This is a genomic window from Meiothermus cerbereus DSM 11376 (assembly GCF_000620065.1).
Taxonomy (GTDB): Bacteria; Deinococcota; Deinococci; order Deinococcales; family Thermaceae; genus Meiothermus; species Meiothermus cerbereus.
On the sequence record NZ_JHVI01000008.1, the window covers coordinates 16,813 to 35,214 of the forward strand.

Annotated in this window: 21 protein-coding genes; 9 read left to right on the forward strand and 12 right to left on the reverse strand. The window is 59.3% G+C overall.

The genetic code is table 11. The features are described from left to right. The first annotated feature begins 278 nt into the window (after positions 1–278). Positions 279–506, forward strand: a complete 228-nt coding sequence (locus tag Q355_RS0102995; protein WP_027876425.1) for a cold-shock protein — start codon at positions 279–281, stop codon at positions 504–506. Positions 507–596: 90 nt separating this feature from the next. Here the strand turns inward: Q355_RS0102995 and acpP are convergent, their stop codons facing one another. The 7 genes from acpP to Q355_RS0103025 form a co-directional block, all read right to left on the reverse strand. Then, positions 597–830, reverse strand: coding sequence for an acyl carrier protein (acpP, locus tag Q355_RS0103000; protein ID WP_027876426.1), 234 nt, complete (start codon positions 828–830; stop codon positions 597–599). A 63-nt stretch (positions 831–893) separates the two neighbouring features. Beyond that, on the reverse strand, positions 894–1,631 hold the full coding sequence (fabG, locus tag Q355_RS0103005) for a 3-oxoacyl-[acyl-carrier-protein] reductase (RefSeq protein WP_027876427.1): 738 nt from the start codon (positions 1,629–1,631) through the stop codon (positions 894–896). 14 nt (positions 1,632–1,645) lie between these two features. Beyond that, complete coding sequence (gene fabD, locus Q355_RS0103010) at positions 1,646–2,566, reverse strand: ACP S-malonyltransferase (protein ID WP_027876428.1); 921 nt, start codon at positions 2,564–2,566, stop codon at positions 1,646–1,648. Positions 2,567–2,738: 172 nt separating this feature from the next. Next, the gene (locus Q355_RS0103015) at positions 2,739–3,716 is read right to left on the reverse strand and encodes a beta-ketoacyl-ACP synthase III (RefSeq protein ID WP_027876429.1); all 978 of its coding nucleotides are present in this window, start codon (positions 3,714–3,716) and stop codon (positions 2,739–2,741) included. 177 nt (positions 3,717–3,893) lie between these two features. Beyond that, positions 3,894–4,085 (reverse strand): 50S ribosomal protein L32, encoded by a 192-nt coding sequence (rpmF, locus tag Q355_RS16350; protein ID WP_084496032.1) that lies wholly within the window; start codon positions 4,083–4,085, stop codon positions 3,894–3,896. A gap of 89 nt (positions 4,086–4,174) precedes the next feature. Further along, positions 4,175–4,936, reverse strand: coding sequence for an SAM hydrolase/SAM-dependent halogenase family protein (locus Q355_RS0103020; protein WP_027876430.1), 762 nt, complete (start codon positions 4,934–4,936; stop codon positions 4,175–4,177). Between the two features lie 173 nt (positions 4,937–5,109). Beyond that, complete coding sequence (locus Q355_RS0103025) at positions 5,110–6,606, reverse strand: tetratricopeptide repeat protein (RefSeq protein WP_027876431.1); 1,497 nt, start codon at positions 6,604–6,606, stop codon at positions 5,110–5,112. A 115-nt stretch (positions 6,607–6,721) separates the two neighbouring features. Here Q355_RS0103025 and Q355_RS0103030 point away from each other — a divergent pair, with 115 nt between their 5' ends. The 3 genes from Q355_RS0103030 to queA all read left to right on the forward strand — a co-directional run bounded on the left by Q355_RS0103030 (position 6,722) and on the right by queA (position 9,192). Then, the gene (locus tag Q355_RS0103030) at positions 6,722–7,402 is read left to right on the forward strand and encodes a hypothetical protein (protein WP_245597475.1); all 681 of its coding nucleotides are present in this window, start codon (positions 6,722–6,724) and stop codon (positions 7,400–7,402) included. Between the two features lie 103 nt (positions 7,403–7,505). Next, complete coding sequence (locus Q355_RS0103035) at positions 7,506–8,081, forward strand: LabA-like NYN domain-containing protein (protein WP_027876433.1); 576 nt, start codon at positions 7,506–7,508, stop codon at positions 8,079–8,081. Between the two features lie 100 nt (positions 8,082–8,181). Beyond that, positions 8,182–9,192 (forward strand): tRNA preQ1(34) S-adenosylmethionine ribosyltransferase-isomerase QueA, encoded by a 1,011-nt coding sequence (gene queA, locus Q355_RS0103040; protein ID WP_027876434.1) that lies wholly within the window; start codon positions 8,182–8,184, stop codon positions 9,190–9,192. A gap of 5 nt (positions 9,193–9,197) precedes the next feature. Here the strand turns inward: queA and cysE are convergent, their stop codons facing one another. The 3 genes from cysE to Q355_RS0103055 form a co-directional block, all read right to left on the reverse strand. Continuing rightward, complete coding sequence (cysE, locus tag Q355_RS15300) at positions 9,198–9,734, reverse strand: serine O-acetyltransferase (protein ID WP_245597469.1); 537 nt, start codon at positions 9,732–9,734, stop codon at positions 9,198–9,200. A 131-nt stretch (positions 9,735–9,865) separates the two neighbouring features. Continuing rightward, positions 9,866–10,417, reverse strand: coding sequence for a GrpB family protein (locus Q355_RS0103050; RefSeq protein ID WP_027876435.1), 552 nt, complete (start codon positions 10,415–10,417; stop codon positions 9,866–9,868). Between the two features lie 2 nt (positions 10,418–10,419). Then, positions 10,420–11,157, reverse strand: a complete 738-nt coding sequence (locus tag Q355_RS0103055; protein ID WP_027876436.1) for a YebC/PmpR family DNA-binding transcriptional regulator — start codon at positions 11,155–11,157, stop codon at positions 10,420–10,422. 188 nt (positions 11,158–11,345) lie between these two features. Here Q355_RS0103055 and fabF point away from each other — a divergent pair, with 188 nt between their 5' ends. The 4 genes from fabF to Q355_RS0103080 all read left to right on the forward strand — a co-directional run bounded on the left by fabF (position 11,346) and on the right by Q355_RS0103080 (position 15,869). Beyond that, entirely contained in the window at positions 11,346–12,575 is a 1,230-nt protein-coding gene (gene fabF, locus Q355_RS0103060) for a beta-ketoacyl-ACP synthase II (RefSeq protein WP_027876437.1), read from the forward strand. Positions 12,576–12,771: 196 nt separating this feature from the next. Continuing rightward, on the forward strand, positions 12,772–14,019 hold the full coding sequence (locus Q355_RS0103070; RefSeq protein WP_211247149.1) for a S41 family peptidase: 1,248 nt from the start codon (positions 12,772–12,774) through the stop codon (positions 14,017–14,019). 9 nt (positions 14,020–14,028) lie between these two features. Beyond that, positions 14,029–15,309 carry a S41 family peptidase gene (locus tag Q355_RS0103075; RefSeq protein WP_027876439.1) on the forward strand — a complete coding sequence of 427 codons (1,281 nt, stop codon included), beginning with the start codon at positions 14,029–14,031 and terminating at the stop codon, positions 15,307–15,309. A gap of 86 nt (positions 15,310–15,395) precedes the next feature. Then, a complete protein-coding gene (locus Q355_RS0103080; RefSeq protein ID WP_027876440.1) occupies positions 15,396–15,869 on the forward strand; it encodes a GNAT family N-acetyltransferase in 474 nt (157 codons plus the stop codon). Between the two features lie 92 nt (positions 15,870–15,961). Here the strand turns inward: Q355_RS0103080 and Q355_RS0103085 are convergent, their stop codons facing one another. Both Q355_RS0103085 and Q355_RS0103090 read right to left on the reverse strand, forming a co-directional pair. Next, a complete protein-coding gene (locus Q355_RS0103085; RefSeq protein WP_027876441.1) occupies positions 15,962–16,537 on the reverse strand; it encodes an ABC transporter ATP-binding protein in 576 nt (191 codons plus the stop codon). Between the two features lie 21 nt (positions 16,538–16,558). Beyond that, positions 16,559–17,239: a cytochrome c biogenesis CcdA family protein gene (locus tag Q355_RS0103090; protein ID WP_027876442.1), complete on the reverse strand. Its 681-nt coding sequence runs from the start codon at positions 17,237–17,239 to the stop codon at positions 16,559–16,561. Between the two features lie 72 nt (positions 17,240–17,311). On the opposite strand from Q355_RS0103090, the gene Q355_RS0103095 reads away from it, so the two are divergent. Beyond that, positions 17,312–18,337, forward strand: coding sequence for a sensor histidine kinase (locus Q355_RS0103095; RefSeq protein ID WP_027876443.1), 1,026 nt, complete (start codon positions 17,312–17,314; stop codon positions 18,335–18,337). Positions 18,338–18,402: the final 65 nt, after the last annotated feature.

Genomic DNA, 18,402 nt, shown 5'->3' on the forward strand with positions numbered 1-18,402 from the left:
GATTGGTAGAAAAATAAGCCTGAAACAGCACTTCTCCTAAAGGGAATTGCAATGTTCTTTCGGAAAAACACTCATAAGCTAGACACGAATCGCCTGATGATGCTATCTTGAGGCGTCTGGGAGTTTTCTGAGGTGGCCCATGCTGTTTCGTCCACGGTTTGGCTATGGCTGGTTTTTACCATGGCTGGCGGTGGTCAGATGATGTTTGGGTAGTTCAGCGCCTTGGTCCTGGGCCGGGTTACGTTCTGTTGCAGGGGTTGCCCGTGATAAGGAGCAGTATGCAAAAAGGCAAAGTGAAGTGGTTCAATGCAGAGAAGGGCTATGGCTTTATTCAGCGTGAAGAAGGGGAGCCGGACGTATTTGTACACTACAGCGCCATCCAGTCCCGTGGCTTTCGCACCCTGAATGAAGGTGATGTGGTTACCTTCGAAATCGAGCCGGGTAAGAACGGTAAAGGCCCGCAGGCTGCCAATGTCAATGTGGTAGAAGCAGCCAAGCGCTTTTAGAGCGCTCTTTACAAATGTGAAGAGTAGGACAAAAAAGCACCCGCGGGGGCGGGTGCTTTGCGATTACCAGGCTGGCGCAAAAGAGCAGTTTCAGGCTTGCTTGCTCTGGATGAAGTTGATGGCATCCTGCACGGTGCGAATCTTTTCTGCCTCTTCATCCGAGATTTCCAGGCCAAACTTGTCCTCCAGGCCCATGATCAGCTCTACGGTATCGAGGCTGTCGGCGCCCAGGTCTTCGATAAAGCGGGCTTCGGGTACTACTTTGTCGGCATCAACGCCCAGTTTGTCTACGATTACTTCTCTTACATCGTCCAGGATTGCCATATTTTAACCTCCATAGGGTTTGCTCTACCGTGCGGGATTCTACCACATCAAAACCCGCTTGATTCAGTGTGGGGTCATGCCCCCATCCACGCATAGGGTTTGCCCGTTGATGTAGGCCGCGTCGTCGGAGGCCAGAAAAGCTACCACCTTGGCGACCTCCTCGGGTTTGCCCAGGCGCCCCGCTGGAATCTGTTTGAGGTACTCGGCCACTATGTTCTCGGGCAGTTTGGCGGTCATGTCCGACTCGATAAACCCTGGCGCCACCGCATTTACGGTGATGCCGCGGGTGGCGTACTCTTTAGCAACCGATTTGGTAAAGCCAATCAGGCCTGCCTTGGCAGCCACGTAGTTGGCCTGACCGGGGTTACCCAGAATGCCCACCACGCTGCTAATGTTGATGACACGGCCCCACTTGGCCCGCATCATGATTTTGATAGCCTCGCGGGTGGTGTGGAAGATGGCGCTCAGGTTAGTGGCAATCACCGTATCCCAGTCGTCGTCCTTCATTCGAATCAAAAGGGTATCGCGGGTGACGCCAGCGTTGTTGACCAGAACCTCGAGCCCCCCTAGGGCTCTGCTGGCATCGGCCACTAGCTGTTGGGCGGCCTGTGGGCTACTCAGATCGGCCCCCAGAACCACCACCTGGCTTGCGCCCAGGGCCTGGGCCTCAGCGGCGGTTGCCTCAGCGGCCGCCTGGTTACCGGCATAATGTACAGCCAGCGCATAGCCCCGCCGGGCCAGCTCCAGCGCGATGGCCCTGCCAATTCCCCTCGAAGAACCCGTTACCAGTGCTTTCCGCATGCTACCTCCAGACTTTAGCCCTGCGCCACCCTACCCAGGCTCTCGGCAATCTCCTGGGGGTTGGTAAGGGCGCGGGCCTCGACCCCCTCCAGTGTTCGCCCCACCAGGCCGGTCAGTACCCGCCCCGAGCCAAACTCGAGGTAGGTCTTTACGCCTTTTTCCTTCAGGTGCTGCAAAATCTCCACCCAGCGCACCGCATGGGTAATCTGCTCCAGCAGCAACTCCCGGATCATGGAAGGGCGGGCTTCGGGCTGGGCCAGCACGTTGGAGTATACCGGAAAACGGGGGGGGTGCAGCTCAACCTGGGCGAGGTCGGCGCGCAACCGCTCCCGTGCTGGTTGCATCAGCGAGGAATGAAAGGGGGCCGAAACCGCCAATGGAATTACCCGGGCTTTGTGGCTTTTCAACACCTCGGTGGCCTGGGCCACCCCCGCAGCGGTACCAGAGATGACCGTCTGTTCGGGGGAGTTGTAGTTGGCTACTTCGACCCCGGCAATGCCGGCGATGAGCTCCTGGATGGTCTGGGCCGGAACCTTCAGGACGGCGGCCATGGCCCCTGCCCCCACCGGCACGGCTTCCTGCATGTACAGGCCGCGTTTGCGTACCAGACGCAGGCCGTCCTCTAAGCGGAGGGTTTCGGCGGCCACATGGGCCGTCCACTCGCCCAGGCTGTGCCCTGCTGCAAAGCTGGGGAGCGGCCCACCCGCTTCCAAATAGGCCTGGAAGGCCGCATAGCCCACAGCCAGCAGAGCCGGCTGCTGATTGGCGGTGAGCTTGAGCTCTTCTTCGGGGCCTTCCCACATTAGCTGGAGCAGGCCCGGCAGGGTGGCCTCGGCCTGCTCGAGGGCCTCGCGAGCAGCCCTCGAGCCTTCGTACAGCGCCTTGCCCATGCCAATTTCTTGCGACCCCTGTCCGGGGAACAAAGCTGCAATCATCCAGTCGCCTCCAGTATCACAGGGTTTTGCTTATCATAAGCAATCTTCTCGATTGGTTTTGCTTGCTGGGGTTCCCACCTGAAGCCCTGGCGTTTGATTTTGACCTGACCTGCACCGAAAGCTTCAGACGGGGTTCTTAGATGCGTCTGTTCGTGCCTGGCTGCTTGCTGTCTTAATCTGGCTGCCACCAGGTCATCACGCTGGCTGCCCAGGTGAGCCCAGCGCCAAAAGTAACAAAGAGGATATGGTCGCCGTTGTGGATTTTCCCTGCGTCCAGGGCTTCCTGCAGGGCGATGGGCATGGAGGCTGTGGAGGTGTTGCCATAACGGTCTACGTTGACCCAAACCTGTTCGGGGGGCAGTTGCAAACGCTCACGGGCGGCCTCAATGATACGGGCGTTGGCCTGGTGGGGAATCAGGTACTTGATGTCTTCGGGCTTGAGGCCCGCTTTTTCGATGGCCTCGAGGGTCGCGGTGTTCATAACCCGCACCGCAAACTTGAAGACCTCCCGCCCGTTCATGTAGGCATGCTGGCTCATGGGGCTGCCATCGGGCAGCCTGTCGGCGATGCAGCGCAGCATGAGCTCCTTACCGCCAGAGCCGTCAGCCCCCAGCACAAACGACTTGAAGCCATAACCCTCCGGTACCGGCCCGATTACTGCCGCCCCAGCCCCATCACCAAACAGCACCGCGGTTGAACGGTCGGTGTAGTCGAGGATTTTAGATAGGGTCTCGGAGCCAATGGTCAGCACCTTGCGGGCCAGGCCACTGTGCACCATGGCGTGCGCCTGTGCGATGGCATACCCCCACCCGGGGCAGCCTGCCAGCAGGTCGTAGGCGCCGGCTTTCAGACCGAAGCGGTTCTGTACCAACGCTGCCGTGGCAGGAAAGAGGGCATCGGGGGTATTTGTGGCCACAATCACCAGATCTACGCCGTCCAGGGCACCTTGGCCGTGGCGGCGAATCAGGTCTTCTACCGCTTTAAAGGCCAGGTGCGAAGTGAACTCCCCCTCGGCGGCCAGGCGCCGCTCGCGGATGCCGGTGCGGCTGACAATCCACTCGTCGGATGTGTCCAGGATCTTTTCGAAATCGTGGTTGGTCATCACGCGCGCGGGGGCGTAGGTGCCAAGGGCAAGGATACCGATATTCAACTTTGCCTCCTAAAGCTGCCCAAAAGTATAGGGCACTTCAACAAAGATAACACCCCCTTGTGTCCGAATGCAGCTTGAACCAAGTTCAGATGCCAGCCCTTGGGGTTCATATAACCCCGCCAAAAAAACAACCCCAGACGACAAGCCCTGTCGGTCTGGGGTGAGGAGCAGCAAGGCTCAGGCCTTGACTTCCAGTATTTTCTTCCCGGCGTAATAGCCGCAGCTATCGCAGACGGTGTGGGGCGGGATCATGGTCCCACAGTTGGCGCACTTGGTGAGGGTGGGGGCCGTAAGGGTGGAAACGGCAGCCCGGCGGATGTCCCGACGGGACTTGGATACTTTTTTCTTAGGTACGGGGTGCTTGGCCATCTTGGGTCACTTCCTTTTGGAATATCAACCCCTCGGTGGGGTTGTGCTCGGCAAACCGCTCTCCAATCTACAGGCTGAAGGCCAAAAGGTCAACCCAAAAGCTCCACCCGGTCGCCCTGCTTCAGGCCAAGCTGTTCGTGGGCATTGCCCAGGTGTATGGCAACCTCCAGCAGTCCGGCGCTGCCCACATAGGCCAAAGCGCTTCCCACCGGAACCTCGGCATAATGGGAGGCTACCGGAACGCGGTGGTAGCGGATACGTACGGTCTTGCCACGTATCTGGGCGGGAGTAGCCAGCAGGGTGGTAATGGCATTGCCGAAGCGGTCGAAGGTCAGAATCTCGCCGTGGGTGCCAAAGTTCAGGTGAATGGGCAGGCGTACTAGCTGGGAAACCGGCAGCTCGGGGCCAAAGTGGGCGGGTTCGACCCCCGATGCCAGGTGGGCGGCGACGGGCCCAAACACATCGCGCCCGTGGAAGGTGGCCGATTTTCGGGGCAGGTGGTAGGTAGGGTTCTCGAGCAGGTACGCTTTACGGGGTGGGTCTTGCAAATAGGCCAGGGTGAGCAGGCCATTGTCCGGGGCCACATAGCAAAGCCGCTGTCCAATTACCAGCACGGCCCGGCGGCTCGAGCCCACCCCAGGGTCTACCACTGCCAGTACCACCGATTGCCGCGGCAGATAAGGTACCGATTCGTACAAAATGTAGCTGGCGCGGTTGAGGTCGCCGGGAGGAAGGTTGTGGGCCAGGTCGTGAATCATCACCCCTGGTGCGATTTGCCGCATGACTGCCTTGACTACCGCAGCGTAGGGATCGGCTAGGCCAAAGTCGGAAAGGAAGAAGATTTCCTGCATCTGTAAGCAGTCTATACAAAAAGGGATTGCTGCACAGCCCGCATGAGCGCCTTCAGGGTATGGGTGTTGCTGCCATCAGCAACGCGAACCCTGCCCCGGAATCTTTTTTGCGCTTGGCGGGAAGGTGCAGCACAGAGGCTTGCTCGCACAGCGATTCTTTGGGTACAGCAGGGTCAGCCAACCAGCAGGGTTCGTACAAAAGGCATATTGGCTACCAGCGCCAGAATCAACCCAGCCAGTACCCAGGCTGTAGCCCCAGCCAAAGCACCCTTTGTACGCATATACAGCCACCCCAGAAAGAAACTCGCCGCCAGCAGGAAAACTGTAGGCCCAGGGATTGCCAGAGCAAACAGCAGCGAAACCATAAAGGCGCTTAGCTCCTTGTAGCGCTCCTTAAAAATCGGATAACCCACCCCCCGGATGACCACCTCGAGCAAAGCCAGTCCAAAAAAGATGGTGTACACGGTGCCGAGCCCGCTCAGGCCCAGGGGCTTGGCCAGGTAGGAGTACAGGCCCAGCAAGGCCAGCAAGACCAGACCCGCCCACGTACCTTCAACCCAGCTCGACCTTGGCCCCAGTGCCCGCATCATGCCTTCCTGCCCTACCATCTGATAGGCAATCAGCAAGGCAAAAGACCCCAGCAAGAAATAAAAAACCGGACGTACAACCTGACCCTGGAAGGGGGTAAATGCGGCCAGCAAGTTCTGATAAAGCACCTGTCCGATTCCCACACTGGCCAGGCCTGCTAAAACAAGGGCCAGTATTAGCCACAGGTGGAGGGAGCCAGGCCCAAAGCGCCGCTCATTGCCCATCTCTACAGTACGCATGGGCTCAATGCGGCTCTCGCCGTACAGCAAAAGTGCCAGATAAAGCAAAAACACCAGCAACCAGGGCCAGACCTTGCTTAATAAGCTGCTGGGCAGGCTTATCCTCGAGGAGAGCTGGCGCAAAACCAAAGAGCCTTTATCAAACTCTCCCAGGCCGTAGTAGACCATTGCCAGCAAGCCCAGGGTTTGGGTGTAGTCCCCCTCCAAGGGTCCCAGGCGGGGCAAAACCTCCTCGAGGGCCTCCGCTGCGGCGCGGGTGTCGCCCGAAAGCCACATCAAACGGGCTTTTGCGAGCTGTTCTTTGGGGCTGTTGCCCAGCAAACCCAGGGCTTCCTGAGGCCGTCCCAGCCGCTCTGCTAAGCGGGCTGCGCCCAGGCGGGCCTCTTCCGAGGCGGTTATCCGCCGGTAGGTGGCATAGGCCTCCTCGTAGCGGCCCAGCGCTTCGTTAATCCGCGCCCGTAAAAGTACCGCTTCGGTGTTCAAGCCACTGGGCAGACGCTGTAGCGCTTCGGAAGGTCGGCCCAGCGATAGCAAATAACGAGCTTCTAACAGGGCTACCTCGGGATCTTGTGGCTCGAGCTGCTTCATTTGCTGGAGGAAGGGCTGGGCTGCGCCAAGGTTGTTTTCCTCCAGGTAAATGCGCCCAAGCAATTTGATGCTGGGCAGATGGTTGGGGTTGGCTACCAGCGCCAGTTGGCAGGTGGCCCGGGCGCTATCGCGCACGCCCTGGTCGTAGAGGGCCTTGCACTGGGCATAATAGCCCTCGGCGCCAAGTTGAGCACTGGCCGTGAACGCAAATAAGGCGATTCCCACGGCAAAAGGAATCGCTCGTAACGCTAACATGGGGGTAGTGTAACATGCCCGTTCGGAGTTGTTGTCCACAGATGCACATCAGGTAAAATCCATCGCGGTATCGTGGTGATTCATGAGCCGTTATAAGGAGGAATCTGTGAGGAATATGCTACTGGGGCTGGTGTTGTTGCTTTCCATGGGTTTGTCCCAGAATGTTGCATCGGTGGACAAATTGCTGGATGACGGAAAGTTTCAGGAAGCCTACGAGGCAGGATTGCGATTGGGCAACGCCGAAGGATTTGTCCTGGCTGCCAAAGCCGCCAGCTACTTTGCGGGTTATCAGGCCAAGGACAGCGAAAAAGCCGACTGGTTTGGCCGGGCCGAGTCTGCCGCCCGCCGTGCGATTCAAGCCGATGCCGACAACGCCGAGGCCTATTTTGAGCTGGCTCGAGCCCAGGGTCGCCTCTCGCAGTACCGGGGCATTCTGGAAAGCCTAGGGCTGGCCAGCAGCATCAAGGAGAACCTGGACAAGACCCTGCGCCTGAACCCCCGCCATGCCGGGGCCAAAGTGGCGCTGGCGCTGTGGCACCACTCGCTCATTTCCAAAAACGTGGGCTGGTTGTACGGGGCCAACGGCAACCAGATTATGCCGCTGTTCAACGAAGCTATCCAGCTCGAGCCCCAGGCCATCATCCACAAAGTAGAACTGGCCGGGGTGCTGGCCGCCCAGGGGAAGAAAGAGGAGGCCCGCAAGCAGTACGAGGCGGCCCTGGCCATCGCCCCTAAAACCGCCGCCGACCGCTATGACCTCGAGCGGGCCCGCCGGGAACTGGCCGCTTTGCGCTGAGGAGCCAGGCCAACCGGGTATACACACCCTGCGCGGTGGGTTTGATACAATTCACCGGGCGACTGGCCCAGGTTTTTAAACCCAACTTTCAAAAGGAGCTTTTATGAACGACCCTTTTGGCCGTATCCCTGGTTGGAACCCCCAGCAGCGCGTAGGCCTGTTTGTGGATACCCAAAACCTCTATCATTCGGCCCGCGACTACTACGGACAGAACGTCAACTTTGAAAGCCTGATGCGCTTTGCTATTGGCAACCGCCAGTTGGTACGGGCCACGGCCTATGTGGTCGAGCGCGAGCACGACACTTCGGCCTGGCCCTTCATCTACAAGCTTTCTACCATCGGCTTTCGGGTGCGGCGGATGAACCTGACCCTCAAGGAAACCACCGACGAAGGCAAACCCATCTACGAGGGCAACTGGGACATGGGCATTGCTGCCGACATGGTGCGGCTGATGCACACCCTGGATGTGGTGGTGCTGGGCAGCGGCGACGGCGACTTTGTGGACATTGTAGAGGTGCTGATGGAGCGCGGCATCCGGGTAGAGGTCATTGCCTTCAAGGAGACCACCTCGCAGAAGCTGATTGACGCGGTAGACCGTTTTATTCACCTACCCGAGATCGAGAATGCCTTTGTACCGAGCAAAGAGCGGGAACGTACGGTGATACCGCGAACGGAGTGAAAGGTTTCCAGGAGATGCTCGTCCGCCTGATGGCACCGGTGCCGGACAGGCTGGCTAAAGCTCGAGATCCAAACCACCTGAAGTCGGCTAGCCCTTATCTATGAACCTCGAGGACTTTGACTACCACCTACCACCCGAACTCATTGCCCAGAGCGGCGCCGAACCCCGGGATGCGTCGCGCCTGATGGTGGTTGACCGCAAGAGGGGTGAAATCGAGCACCGCATCTTCCGTGACCTGCCCCAGTACCTTCGGGCGGGCGACGTGCTGGTGCTCAACGAGAGCAAGGTCATTCCGGCCCGCACCTTTGCCACCAACCCCCACGGGACGGGGCTCGAGGTTCTGCTGGTGCGGGAAGTCCCCACGAGCCAAGGGCTATGGGAGGCCCTGCTCAAGCCCGCCAAACGGGCCAGGGTGGGCTCCCGGCTGACCTTTGCCGATGGGCTCACCGCCACCGTAGAGGCGATTGAAGAAGACGGAACCCGCTTGCTGCGTTTTTCCGGCAATGTGTGGGAACACCTGGAAAACATCGGAAAAACTCCTCTTCCGCCCTATATTCATGCCTCGGTAGACCCCGCCCGCTACCAGACCGTGTACGCCAAAACCCCCGGCTCGGTGGCAGCGCCCACCGCAGGGCTACACTTCACCCCCGAACTGATGAACAAGATCGGAGGGCTGGGGGTGGAGATTCACTACGTCACCCTGCACGTAGGCCCCGGCACCTTCAAGCCCGTACAGGGCGACCCCAACCAGCATGTGATGCACCTGGAACCATACGAAGTTTCGCCCGAAACCGCTACAGCCATAAACCGCGCCAAGGCCGAGGGGCGGCGCGTGATTGCGGTGGGAACTACCGTGGTGCGGACGCTCGAGACCGCCTGGGATGGAACCCAGCTTCAAGCAGGCCAGGGCGAAACCCAGCTTTTTATTCGTCCAGGCTTCCAGTACCACGTGGTAGATGCCCTCATCACCAACTTTCACCTGCCCAAATCCACCCTGCTGATGCTGGTCTCGGCCTTTATGGGGCATGGGCTGATGCAGCGGGCCTACCAGACCGCCGTGGCGGAGCGGTACCGCTTCTATAGCCTGGGCGATGCCATGCTGATTTTGTAACCAAGTTAGGCTTCCACGGGCTCGAGCGGCCTCTCCCGCACGACAATCTGCGCGGGATTGCCAATGGCGGTTGCGCCGGGGGGTACGGGCTTGGTCACCACCGCCCCTGCGCCCACCTTGGCATCGTCTCCTACCACAATCGGTCCCAGCACCACCGCATGCGCCCCCAGCAACACCCGGTTGCCAATGGTGGGGTGGCGCTTCTCGCGGGTGAAGCCCGTACCCCCCAGGGTCACGCCGTGGTACATCAGCACATCGTCGCCTATCTCGGCGGTTTCGCCAATCACGATGCCCATCCCGTGGTCTATGACCACCCGGCGGCCAATGCGGGCCCCAGGGTGTATCTCTACCCCCGTCAGCATACGTGTGAAGTGGGCGAGAATGCGCGCCAGTAGCTTGAAATTGGCCTGCCAGAGCCAGTGGTTGAGCCGGTGCATCCACAAAGCATGCATCCCAGGGCTGAAAAGAACAGCCTCGAGGGCTCCCCTGGCCGCCGGATCTCGATCCAACACAGCCTTCACATCCTCTTTAAACCGTTCCACTATGGATACCATTCTGGGACACTCGAGGCAAAGCCAACCCTTTGCGCCTCCTGGTTAAGATTAGCCAGTTTTCCTTCGGTTGAGCTGTGAGCTTACATCCTATTGGGTCTTGAAGTATGCGGTAAACCCTGCTAGGGTTTAGCCCGGTTCTGTTCTCGAATGGTGGCTATCTGATCGGTCTGGAAACCAGTTTGAGCCAGCATAGACAGAATCAGATCGCTTTTAGCCTCGATATAGGCCTCGATGTCGTGGGCGTGTTCCTGGGCTAGACGCTTCTTTAGGGCTCCATAAACCTGCATCGCCTCTGGATGAGACCGCAGATAGTCCCGCAAGGCGAGGTGGTTGCGCAGGCTTACGCTGTCCTGCAGGCAAACATACAGGTGATGCGCCGGCAAGTGGGCCGGTTGTTGGAAGGCTTCCCGACCCTCGATACCCAGGTTGCCCCGGTGCACATAGCCCAGAGTTCCCAGTCGCTCGATGGCTAGGGGAATCTGTGCAGGAGAGGCAACGATCACGTCCATATCTATGATGGGCTTGGCGGCCAACCCCGGAACCGAGGTACTGCCCACGTGCTCAATTCCCAGGGCAAAATCCTGTACAACTGGCCAAATCAGAGCCCGAAGCCGTTCAAAGACTTTGGGCCAGGAAGGGTCATAGTCCACCACCACTATGGGTTGGGGCATGTTTAAGCTCCAATACTAACGTTGTCGAGGTTCAGGTTAGTGTATACGTTTTGCACGTCCTCGAGCTCTTCTAATGCTTCTACCATCCGGAGCACTTTTTCGGCTTCCTCCTGGCTCAGGCGCATGGTGTTTTGTGGCACCAGGGTGATTTCGGTATCCTCGGGCTTAAAGCCTTTGGCCTTGAGGGTGTTGGCTACGGCGTAGACTTCGTGGGGGTCGGTGTAGATTTCCAGGCCTTCTTCGCTCTCCTGGAAGTCCAGCGCCCCGGCCTCGATGGCGGCTTCTTGGGCGGCCTCGCTGTTGGGTGTAATCCAGATGTAACCCCGCCGGTCAAACTGCCACGAGACCGAGCCAGTGGCCCCCAGACTCCCCCCATGCTTGTTGAATACGTGGCGTACCTCAGAGGCCGTGCGGTTGCGGTTGTCGGAAAGGGCTTGCACGATGATGGCTACCCCACCCGGCGCATAACCTTCGTAGACCACCTCTTCGTAGTGGCTGCCTTCGTCATCGCCGCCGGCCAGGCGTTTCAAGAGGCGCTCGATGTTGTCGTTGGGAACGTCTGCATCCCTGGCAGCTTCGATCAGGTTGCGCAGGTTGACGTTTGCGGCTGGGTCTGCACTACCGCCAGCCCTGGCCGCGGCTGCAATCAGACGCAGGTACTTGCTGACAATCTTTCCCTTTTTGAGGTCGTTAGCGGCTTTTTTGCGCTTAATTTGAGCCCATTTGCTATGGCCAGCCATAAGTCACCGTTTTTTAGTATACGCGAGCAACGATAACCCAGAAAAGCGCTCGATGGTCTGGCCGGAGCGGGATTTTGCTTTTCTGAACGAGGCGGTGCTGTGCCCAAAGGTGGCCAAACGTAAGTAGGGCTCCCAGGAGATAAAGGTTGGACTTAGACCAATTTTGGCGGTGGTCTATAATGGCCTGTATGCGTCGCGTCGTTGTTACTGGAATCGGCCCGATTGCTCCCAATGGCATCGGGGCTGAAGCCTTCCATAAAGCCCAGCTCGAGGGTAAATCTGGCATCCGTAGGATTACCCAGTTTGATGCCTCGAGCTACCCGGTTCAGATTGCGGGGGAGGTGGACATCAACCCTGAAGCCTACATTGACCGGCGTGAGCTGCGCCGTCTGGATCGCTTCACCCAGCTAGCCCTGATCGCCGGACATCTGGCCTTACAGGATGCGGGCCTCGAGCCCGAAAAAGAAGACCCCACCCGCATCGGTACCCTTATCGGAACGGGCATCGGGGGCATGATTACCTGGCAGGAGCAGAGCAGGGTGCTGTTTGAAAAAGGCGGTACCCGCCTTTCGCCTTTCTTTATTCCCATGATGATTGCCAACATGGCCTCGGCCCATCTGGCCATGAAATATGGCTTCATGGGGCCTTCGTCTACCGTGGTGACGGCCTGTGCCACTGGCTCAGACGCCATCGGTAATGCGTTTCGGGTTGTACAGCTAGGCGAGGCCGATGTAATGCTCACCGGCGGCACCGAGGCGGTGGTTACCGAGATGGCCATTGGCAGCTTTGGGGTGATGCGGGCCCTTTCGACCCGTAACCATGAGCCTGAAAAAGCCAGCCGCCCCTTTACCAAAAGCCGCGACGGCTTTGTGCTCTCGGAAGGGGCTGCGGTCTTGGTGTTGGAAGAGTACGAGCGAGCCAGGGCCCGCGGGGCCAGAATATACGCCGAGCTGGTCGGTTTTGGCCGCAGCGCCGATGCCCACCACATCACCGAGCCTCATCCGGAAGGTAAGGGGGCTGCTCTCGCTATGAAAGCCGCCCTCAAGGACGCAAAAATCAGCCCTGAGCAGGTGGGTTACATCAACGCCCACGGCACCTCGACGCCAGTTGGGGATAAAGCCGAGACCCTGGCCATCAAAAATGTTTTTGGCGAGCACGCCTACAAGCTTGCGGTCTCGTCCACCAAGAGCATGATTGGACACCTGCTGGGCGCGGCGGGGGCCATTGAGGCCATTGCAAGCGTTCAGGCCCTGGCGAGCGGAATTCTGCCCCCCACCATTAACCTCGACGACCCTGACCCCGAACTCGACCTCGACTATGTGCCCAACACCCCTCGAGAAAAGCAGGTGGACTACGCCCTTTCGAACTCCTTTGCTTTTGGGGGCATGAACGCGACCCTGTTGTTTAAGCGGGTGTAGCACCCCCGCCTTGCAACCTCGAGCGCCTTGTCGTGCCTGGGCCTTCCCAGGTGGCGAAAGCCCTCTTTGGTGAGGTACGCGTTTTGCTGGATGTGGGCAAACGTAGGCGGCTGGGTGACCCCTTGGCTGTGACTGTTCAGCCAAACTCGGAGACCATCCTACCATTTGCTTATCATTTTCTTGCTTATATTGAAGTATGACCCTGCGTCAAGCGTTGTTGAGCGGTTTGGCGGTGCTCGGAATGGCCGGTTCGGCGCTGGCCTCTCCTGCCCAGGATTTATTCGACCAGGCCACCTTTCTGATAGGTTTCTATTACAACGGCCCGGCTAAAGTCCCCCACTTTAGGGAGCTCCGGCGGCAGTATCAGCCAGAACTCCAGCGGCTTTGCGCTACCGAAGGGGATCGCTGCGGCTTCGATAAGGCCAGACGGGTTATCGAACGCATTGTGCAGGACATTGCCGACCCTTTTACAATGCTGCTTACCAGAGACCAGCTCATTGACGACCAGCGCTATGGGGCGGGCCTGGGGCCGGCTGCCCCCTGGGTGGGGGTCTGGGTGCGGGAGACCCCCAGGGGGCTGGTGGTGAGCGAGGCCTTTCCTGGCGAGCCTGCTTATGAGGCAGGGCTGCGCCGGGGCGACCTGATTACCCAGGTTGCAGGCCAGCCCGCAACCCTGGCCCGCCTGAGTGCGGCTGAGGCAGCCCGCAATGCCTTTAGCCTGAGCTACACCCGCCAGGGGACGGCCCGCACGGTCACCCTTACCCCTCGGGTCGCCGGGGCCACCATGCAGCCCCGGCTCGAGATCAACAACAACACGGCCTATCTGCGCGTCTATCACCTGTACAGCTCCGAAAACTACTCCACGGCCCAGCGCATTCACGATGCCGCACGCCAGGCGGAGCAAGCCGGTGCTCGAGGGATGATAGTCGATCTCCGTGACGCCCTTACCGGCTACGATTCGGAAGCCCTGCTGAGTGCGGCGGCCTTTATCGGCAGGGGTGGGTTTATCTACGACCGCCGCTTTGAAGGTCAGGACGAGACCCACACGGTGGAAAACGGTAAGCTCTATGTGCAGCCCGAAGGCGAGGAGAAGGAAGAACAAAGCGCCCTCGAGCGGCCCTACCTGGCCCGTATACCACTGGTGGTGCTGGTCAACCGAAACACCTTCAACTCCGCGGAGATGCTGGCCTATTTCCTGCAGGCCGCGGGCCGGGCCAGGGTGGTGGGCGAGCCTACGGCCGGCGCCCTGGGGATGTCCGGGAGCGCTGAAGGCCCCCTCATCAACGGCGAGTTTATTGCGGTTTCCTCACTCAGAATGCGCAACCTGGACGGCTCGCCCTTCCCCCTAAAAGTCAGCCCCGACGTGGTGATGGAAGACGACCTCGAGGCCCTCGTTACAGGGCGCGACCGGATACTGGAGCGTGCCCTGGAAATGCTGCGGTAGGTGGATACTATGCGCAAACTGTTTGCAACCCTGGCCCTGCTGCTCGGCTCGCTTTCGCTGGCCTCTCCTGCCCAGGATTTATTCGACCAGGCCAGCTTCTATGTGGAATTCTATTACTACGGCCCCGCTGCCCTGAACCTCAAGGAGCTTACGGCCCGCTACCAAAGTGCGCTGGATCGCGCCTGTGCACCCCAAAAAGACACCTGCTCCTATAGCCAGGCGGTGCCCATCATCCAGCAGATGGTGGAGGAGTTGAACGACAACCACACCTATTACCTGAGCCCCGAAGCCCTGCGCAGCACCCGTGAGAGTCGCCAGGGCAACGCACCTTCCCGCACGCTGCGTATCGGCGTAACCCACCTGCCCATACCCGGCTCCCGTGACCGCCTGATTGTGGATGTGGTAGAGGGAGGGCCTGCCGACGAGGCTGGTTTGGCCTATGGTGACCGCATCATTGCCATCAACGGTCGGCCCCTAAGCGAGTTACCCGACGACAACCAGGTCGTGCAGTTTTTGACGCAATCGGTGCAGTCAGGGCGTCCGGTGGTTCTCAGTATTTTGCGGGGCCCTGAACGCCAGCGCCTCGAGATCACCCTTACGGGCCGCGAGATCAACCTGGCCCGCTTCCCCTCGCTCAAAATTAGGCCGGACGGGGTGGCGGTGCTCAAAATCCCCGACTTCGACGCTCAGGGTCAGGTGGGGCGGCGGGTGCACGAGCTTGTGCGCGAAGCCCAGCAGAAAAACGCACGGGCCATGATACTGGAATTGCGGGGTAATAGCGGCGGATTGCTCACCGAGATGATCGTTTCGGCGGCTGCTTTCCTGGATGAAGCTTATGTGGCCCTGGTGGATCGCTACCAGACCGAGCGCAACGAGTTCCGCGTCCGCGATGGACGGCTTACTGTTACCCGCAATGGTCAAGCTGAGAGCGCCAACCTGCCTTTTCTGACCCGCTGGCGTGGCCCACTGGTGGTGTTGGTAGACGGAAATACCGCCTCGGGCGGGGAGTACCTGGCCTCGGCCCTCCAGAAGGCCAGGGTGGCACCTCTGGTAGGCGTGCCCACCCTGGGCATCGGCAATACCACCACCCGCCCCTTCAACCTGATTAACGGAGGGGCCCTGAGCATCTCCTACAACCGGGCCTTTTTTGCTGATGGAACACCTTTCCCAGCTCGAGCCACCCCGGATTTTGTGGTGGAGAGTTCCCTCGAGCAGCTCGCCAACACCGGGCGCGACCTCCCTTTCGAGAAGGCCCTGGAGGCGCTGGGCATTAGGTCTACAGGCCGCTAGCAGGAGGTTCTGGGTGGGGTTCAGCCCAGTGTGGGTTGAAAATTACATCCCAGCTGGGCGCTTTTGCTTACAATCTGAGTGAAGCTATGAAAGTTTCTACGCGCCTCGACTTCCTGCCTGTTACAAGTGATTCAGCTACAGTCGTGCACAGTTTGTATCTGAATTGCCCCACCTATATCTCGCTTATCGGGGGCGACATGCCCTCCCTGAACGACATTCAACGTGAGCTCGATACCCTTCGCCATGACACCCGGCGTCAGGCGGTTTTGCTTTTGCACCAAGACCGGGCCGTGGGTTTTCTGGACTACAAAGTGGCCTACCCCGACCTGCACTCGGCAACCATCAGCCTGTTGCTCATCGAAGAGAAACTTCAGGGCCAGGGCCTGGGCAAAGCTGCAGTGGAGCAGCTCGAGGCCCTGCTGCGAAGCCGTATGGATCGGTTATACGCAGTGGTGTATGGCAACAACCAGCAGGCCAAACGCTTCTGGGAGCGGCTGGGCTTTGAGCACCTGCGCGATAGTGGCCCTACCTTAAGCTGGTACTTGAAAGCCCTGAAGTAATTTTGGGGGCAAAATCTGGGTATTGCGGGCAAGCTGGCCCTGGAGACGGGGCTTAGCAAAAACCGCTGGACAGGGCATTCCTGGGAACCGCTCTAGGCGGGCTCGAGCTCGACCACCCGGTCTACCAACGGAAGCCAGCTTTTGTCGTGGGTAGCGACTACCACCCCTCCGAACGACCGGGCGTAGCTCACCAGGTTTTCTAGCAAGCCCCGTCCTTCTGCATCCAGGGCTGCTTCGGGCTCGTCCAGCAGCCAGATATCTGGGTTTTGCAGGCGCAGCCTTGCCATGGCCAGTCGCTTTTTCATGCCGCTGCTGTAACTCAACACGGGCTTATCGAAGGGAAGCCCAACCTGGGCCAAGGCTGCCTGAATCTCGCTGCGGCTGTCGGCTCGCCCATCGAGTCGCAAGGCGTAATGCAGGTTTTCGGCTCCGGTAAAGTGCCGATGAAAAGCCGGTGGATTGGCCAGAAACCCCACCCTGCCGCCAAGCCGAACCGAGCCCTGGGTGGGGCGCACCAGCCCGGCCAGCACCCGCAGCAAAGTGGTTTTACCCACACCGTTGGGCCCTACCAGGGCTAGGGCTTCGTGTTTAGCCAGTTGGAAATCCAGGTTGCGTAGCACCCAGTCCCGCCCGTAGCGCTTGGAAACCGATACCGCCTCGATCAGCATAGAACTCATAATACGCGCAAATTACTGGCCCAGCAGGCTCTTCTCCAGGTTCAGCAGCCACTCGGGGGTAATTTTTAGGAAGAAGCTGTTGAGCTGCGTGAAAGAGCCGGTAAGCATCAGTATCCCCACTGCAACCAGAACCACCCCAGCCGCCACTTCGGCCCCATGAGAAAAGCGGGCTGCCCTGCGCAGCGCGGGGCGGATGCGGTCGGCAAAAAGGGCCACCAGCAAAAACGGGACGGCCAGCCCCAGGATATAAGCCAGGAGAAAGCCGACCCCGCCACCTGTGGCCGTGAGGGTTAGAATACCCCCTAGAATCGGGCCAATACAGGGTGTCCAGCCCAGTCCCAGAACCATGCCTAGCATAAAGGCCCCCCAGGGGCGGCTGGTATCTCCCTGGTAGCGCAAATTAACCCCCCACCTGGGCTTCAGGCCCAACATGTACAACCCAAACAGCGCCAAAACTACCCCGCCCACCTGCCCCAGCAACTGCCGATGCTCGGACAGCAGCCCTCCCAGGATGGTGAAGGGCAGCCCCAACAACAAGAACACCAGCGAGAACCCACCCACAAAGAAGAAGGCGTTGAAAAGGGGCCGCCCCCGCTCTCCGCTCAAATAAAGCAAATAGGTGGGCACCAGCGGTAATACGCAGGGGGACAAAAAAGATAGAATGCCGGCCAGAAAAGCGGCGATCAGGCTCATGTAAGTCAGGATAGACCAGAAGGATTAGGACATTCGTAATTCTTTCAAGGGTTGCTGGGTAAGATTTTAAAGATGCAAGACAGCATACAGGAATATCAGCGTGAGCAGCGTATTCGCACCATATTGGAGGCTATTCCGGACGATATGATGCTGGTGGATTCGGAGGGCAACATCCGCGAGTACAAGGCGGGTAAGAGTTCCAGCCATCTGCCTATGGATCGCTTCCTAGGGACAACCCTGGGTGAGCTTTTTGTTCAAGATGTGGCCCAGGCGCTTCAACGGGCAGTTCGGGCGGTGCTGGCAGGTGAGCAGGCCGAGGAGCTAGAGCTTAACCTGGAGGGGCGAGACTTTGAGGCCCGGATTGTCCCCATGGAAAGCGACACCGCTCTGATTCTTTTTCGGGACGTTACGCATGAACGCGAGGCCGAGCGGCTAAAGTCGGAGTTTATTGCGGCGGTTTCACACGAACTTAAGACGCCGCTGGCTTCCATTCTGGGTTTTAGCGAGCTGCTGCTTGGCGGTAACTATAGCCCTTCGGAGCTCGAGGGTTTTTTGGAGAACATTCAGCACAGCAGCCTGCGGCTGAAGGATATGGTCAACAACCTGCTGGACACCTCGCGCCTGGAAGCTGGCCGGTTTAGCATTGGCAAGCAGCCGGTAGACCTGCAGGCTACCCTGGCCCAGATTGCCCATAGCTTTGCCGGGGTAGCCAAGCTCAGCCAGATTCAATTCACCCTCGAGCTCGACACACTGCCCATCATCGAGGCCGACCCAGAGCGCATTGGTCAGGTGGTAGGCAATCTGCTTTCCAATGCCTTTAAGTTCTGTCCACGCCAGGGTGCCATCTGGTTGCGGGCCAGGCCGCAGGATGGGGTGTTAATTGAGGTCGAAGATACTGGCCCCGGCATCCCGCTGGAGGAGCAGGGCCAGCTTTTTCAGCGCTACAGCCGCACCAGAAGCGCCATCGCCAGGGGCATTGTGGGTACGGGTCTGGGGCTTTACATTTCCAAGGCCATCGTGGAGGCCCACCAGGGGCGCATCTGGGTAGAGTCGCAGGAGGGCCGAGGAGCCAAATTTTGCGTCTGGTTGCCCATGTAGCGATGAATGGCACATAACGCTGCTTGTGATACCGGATTCAAAAAGATAATCTTCAAACAAAAAGC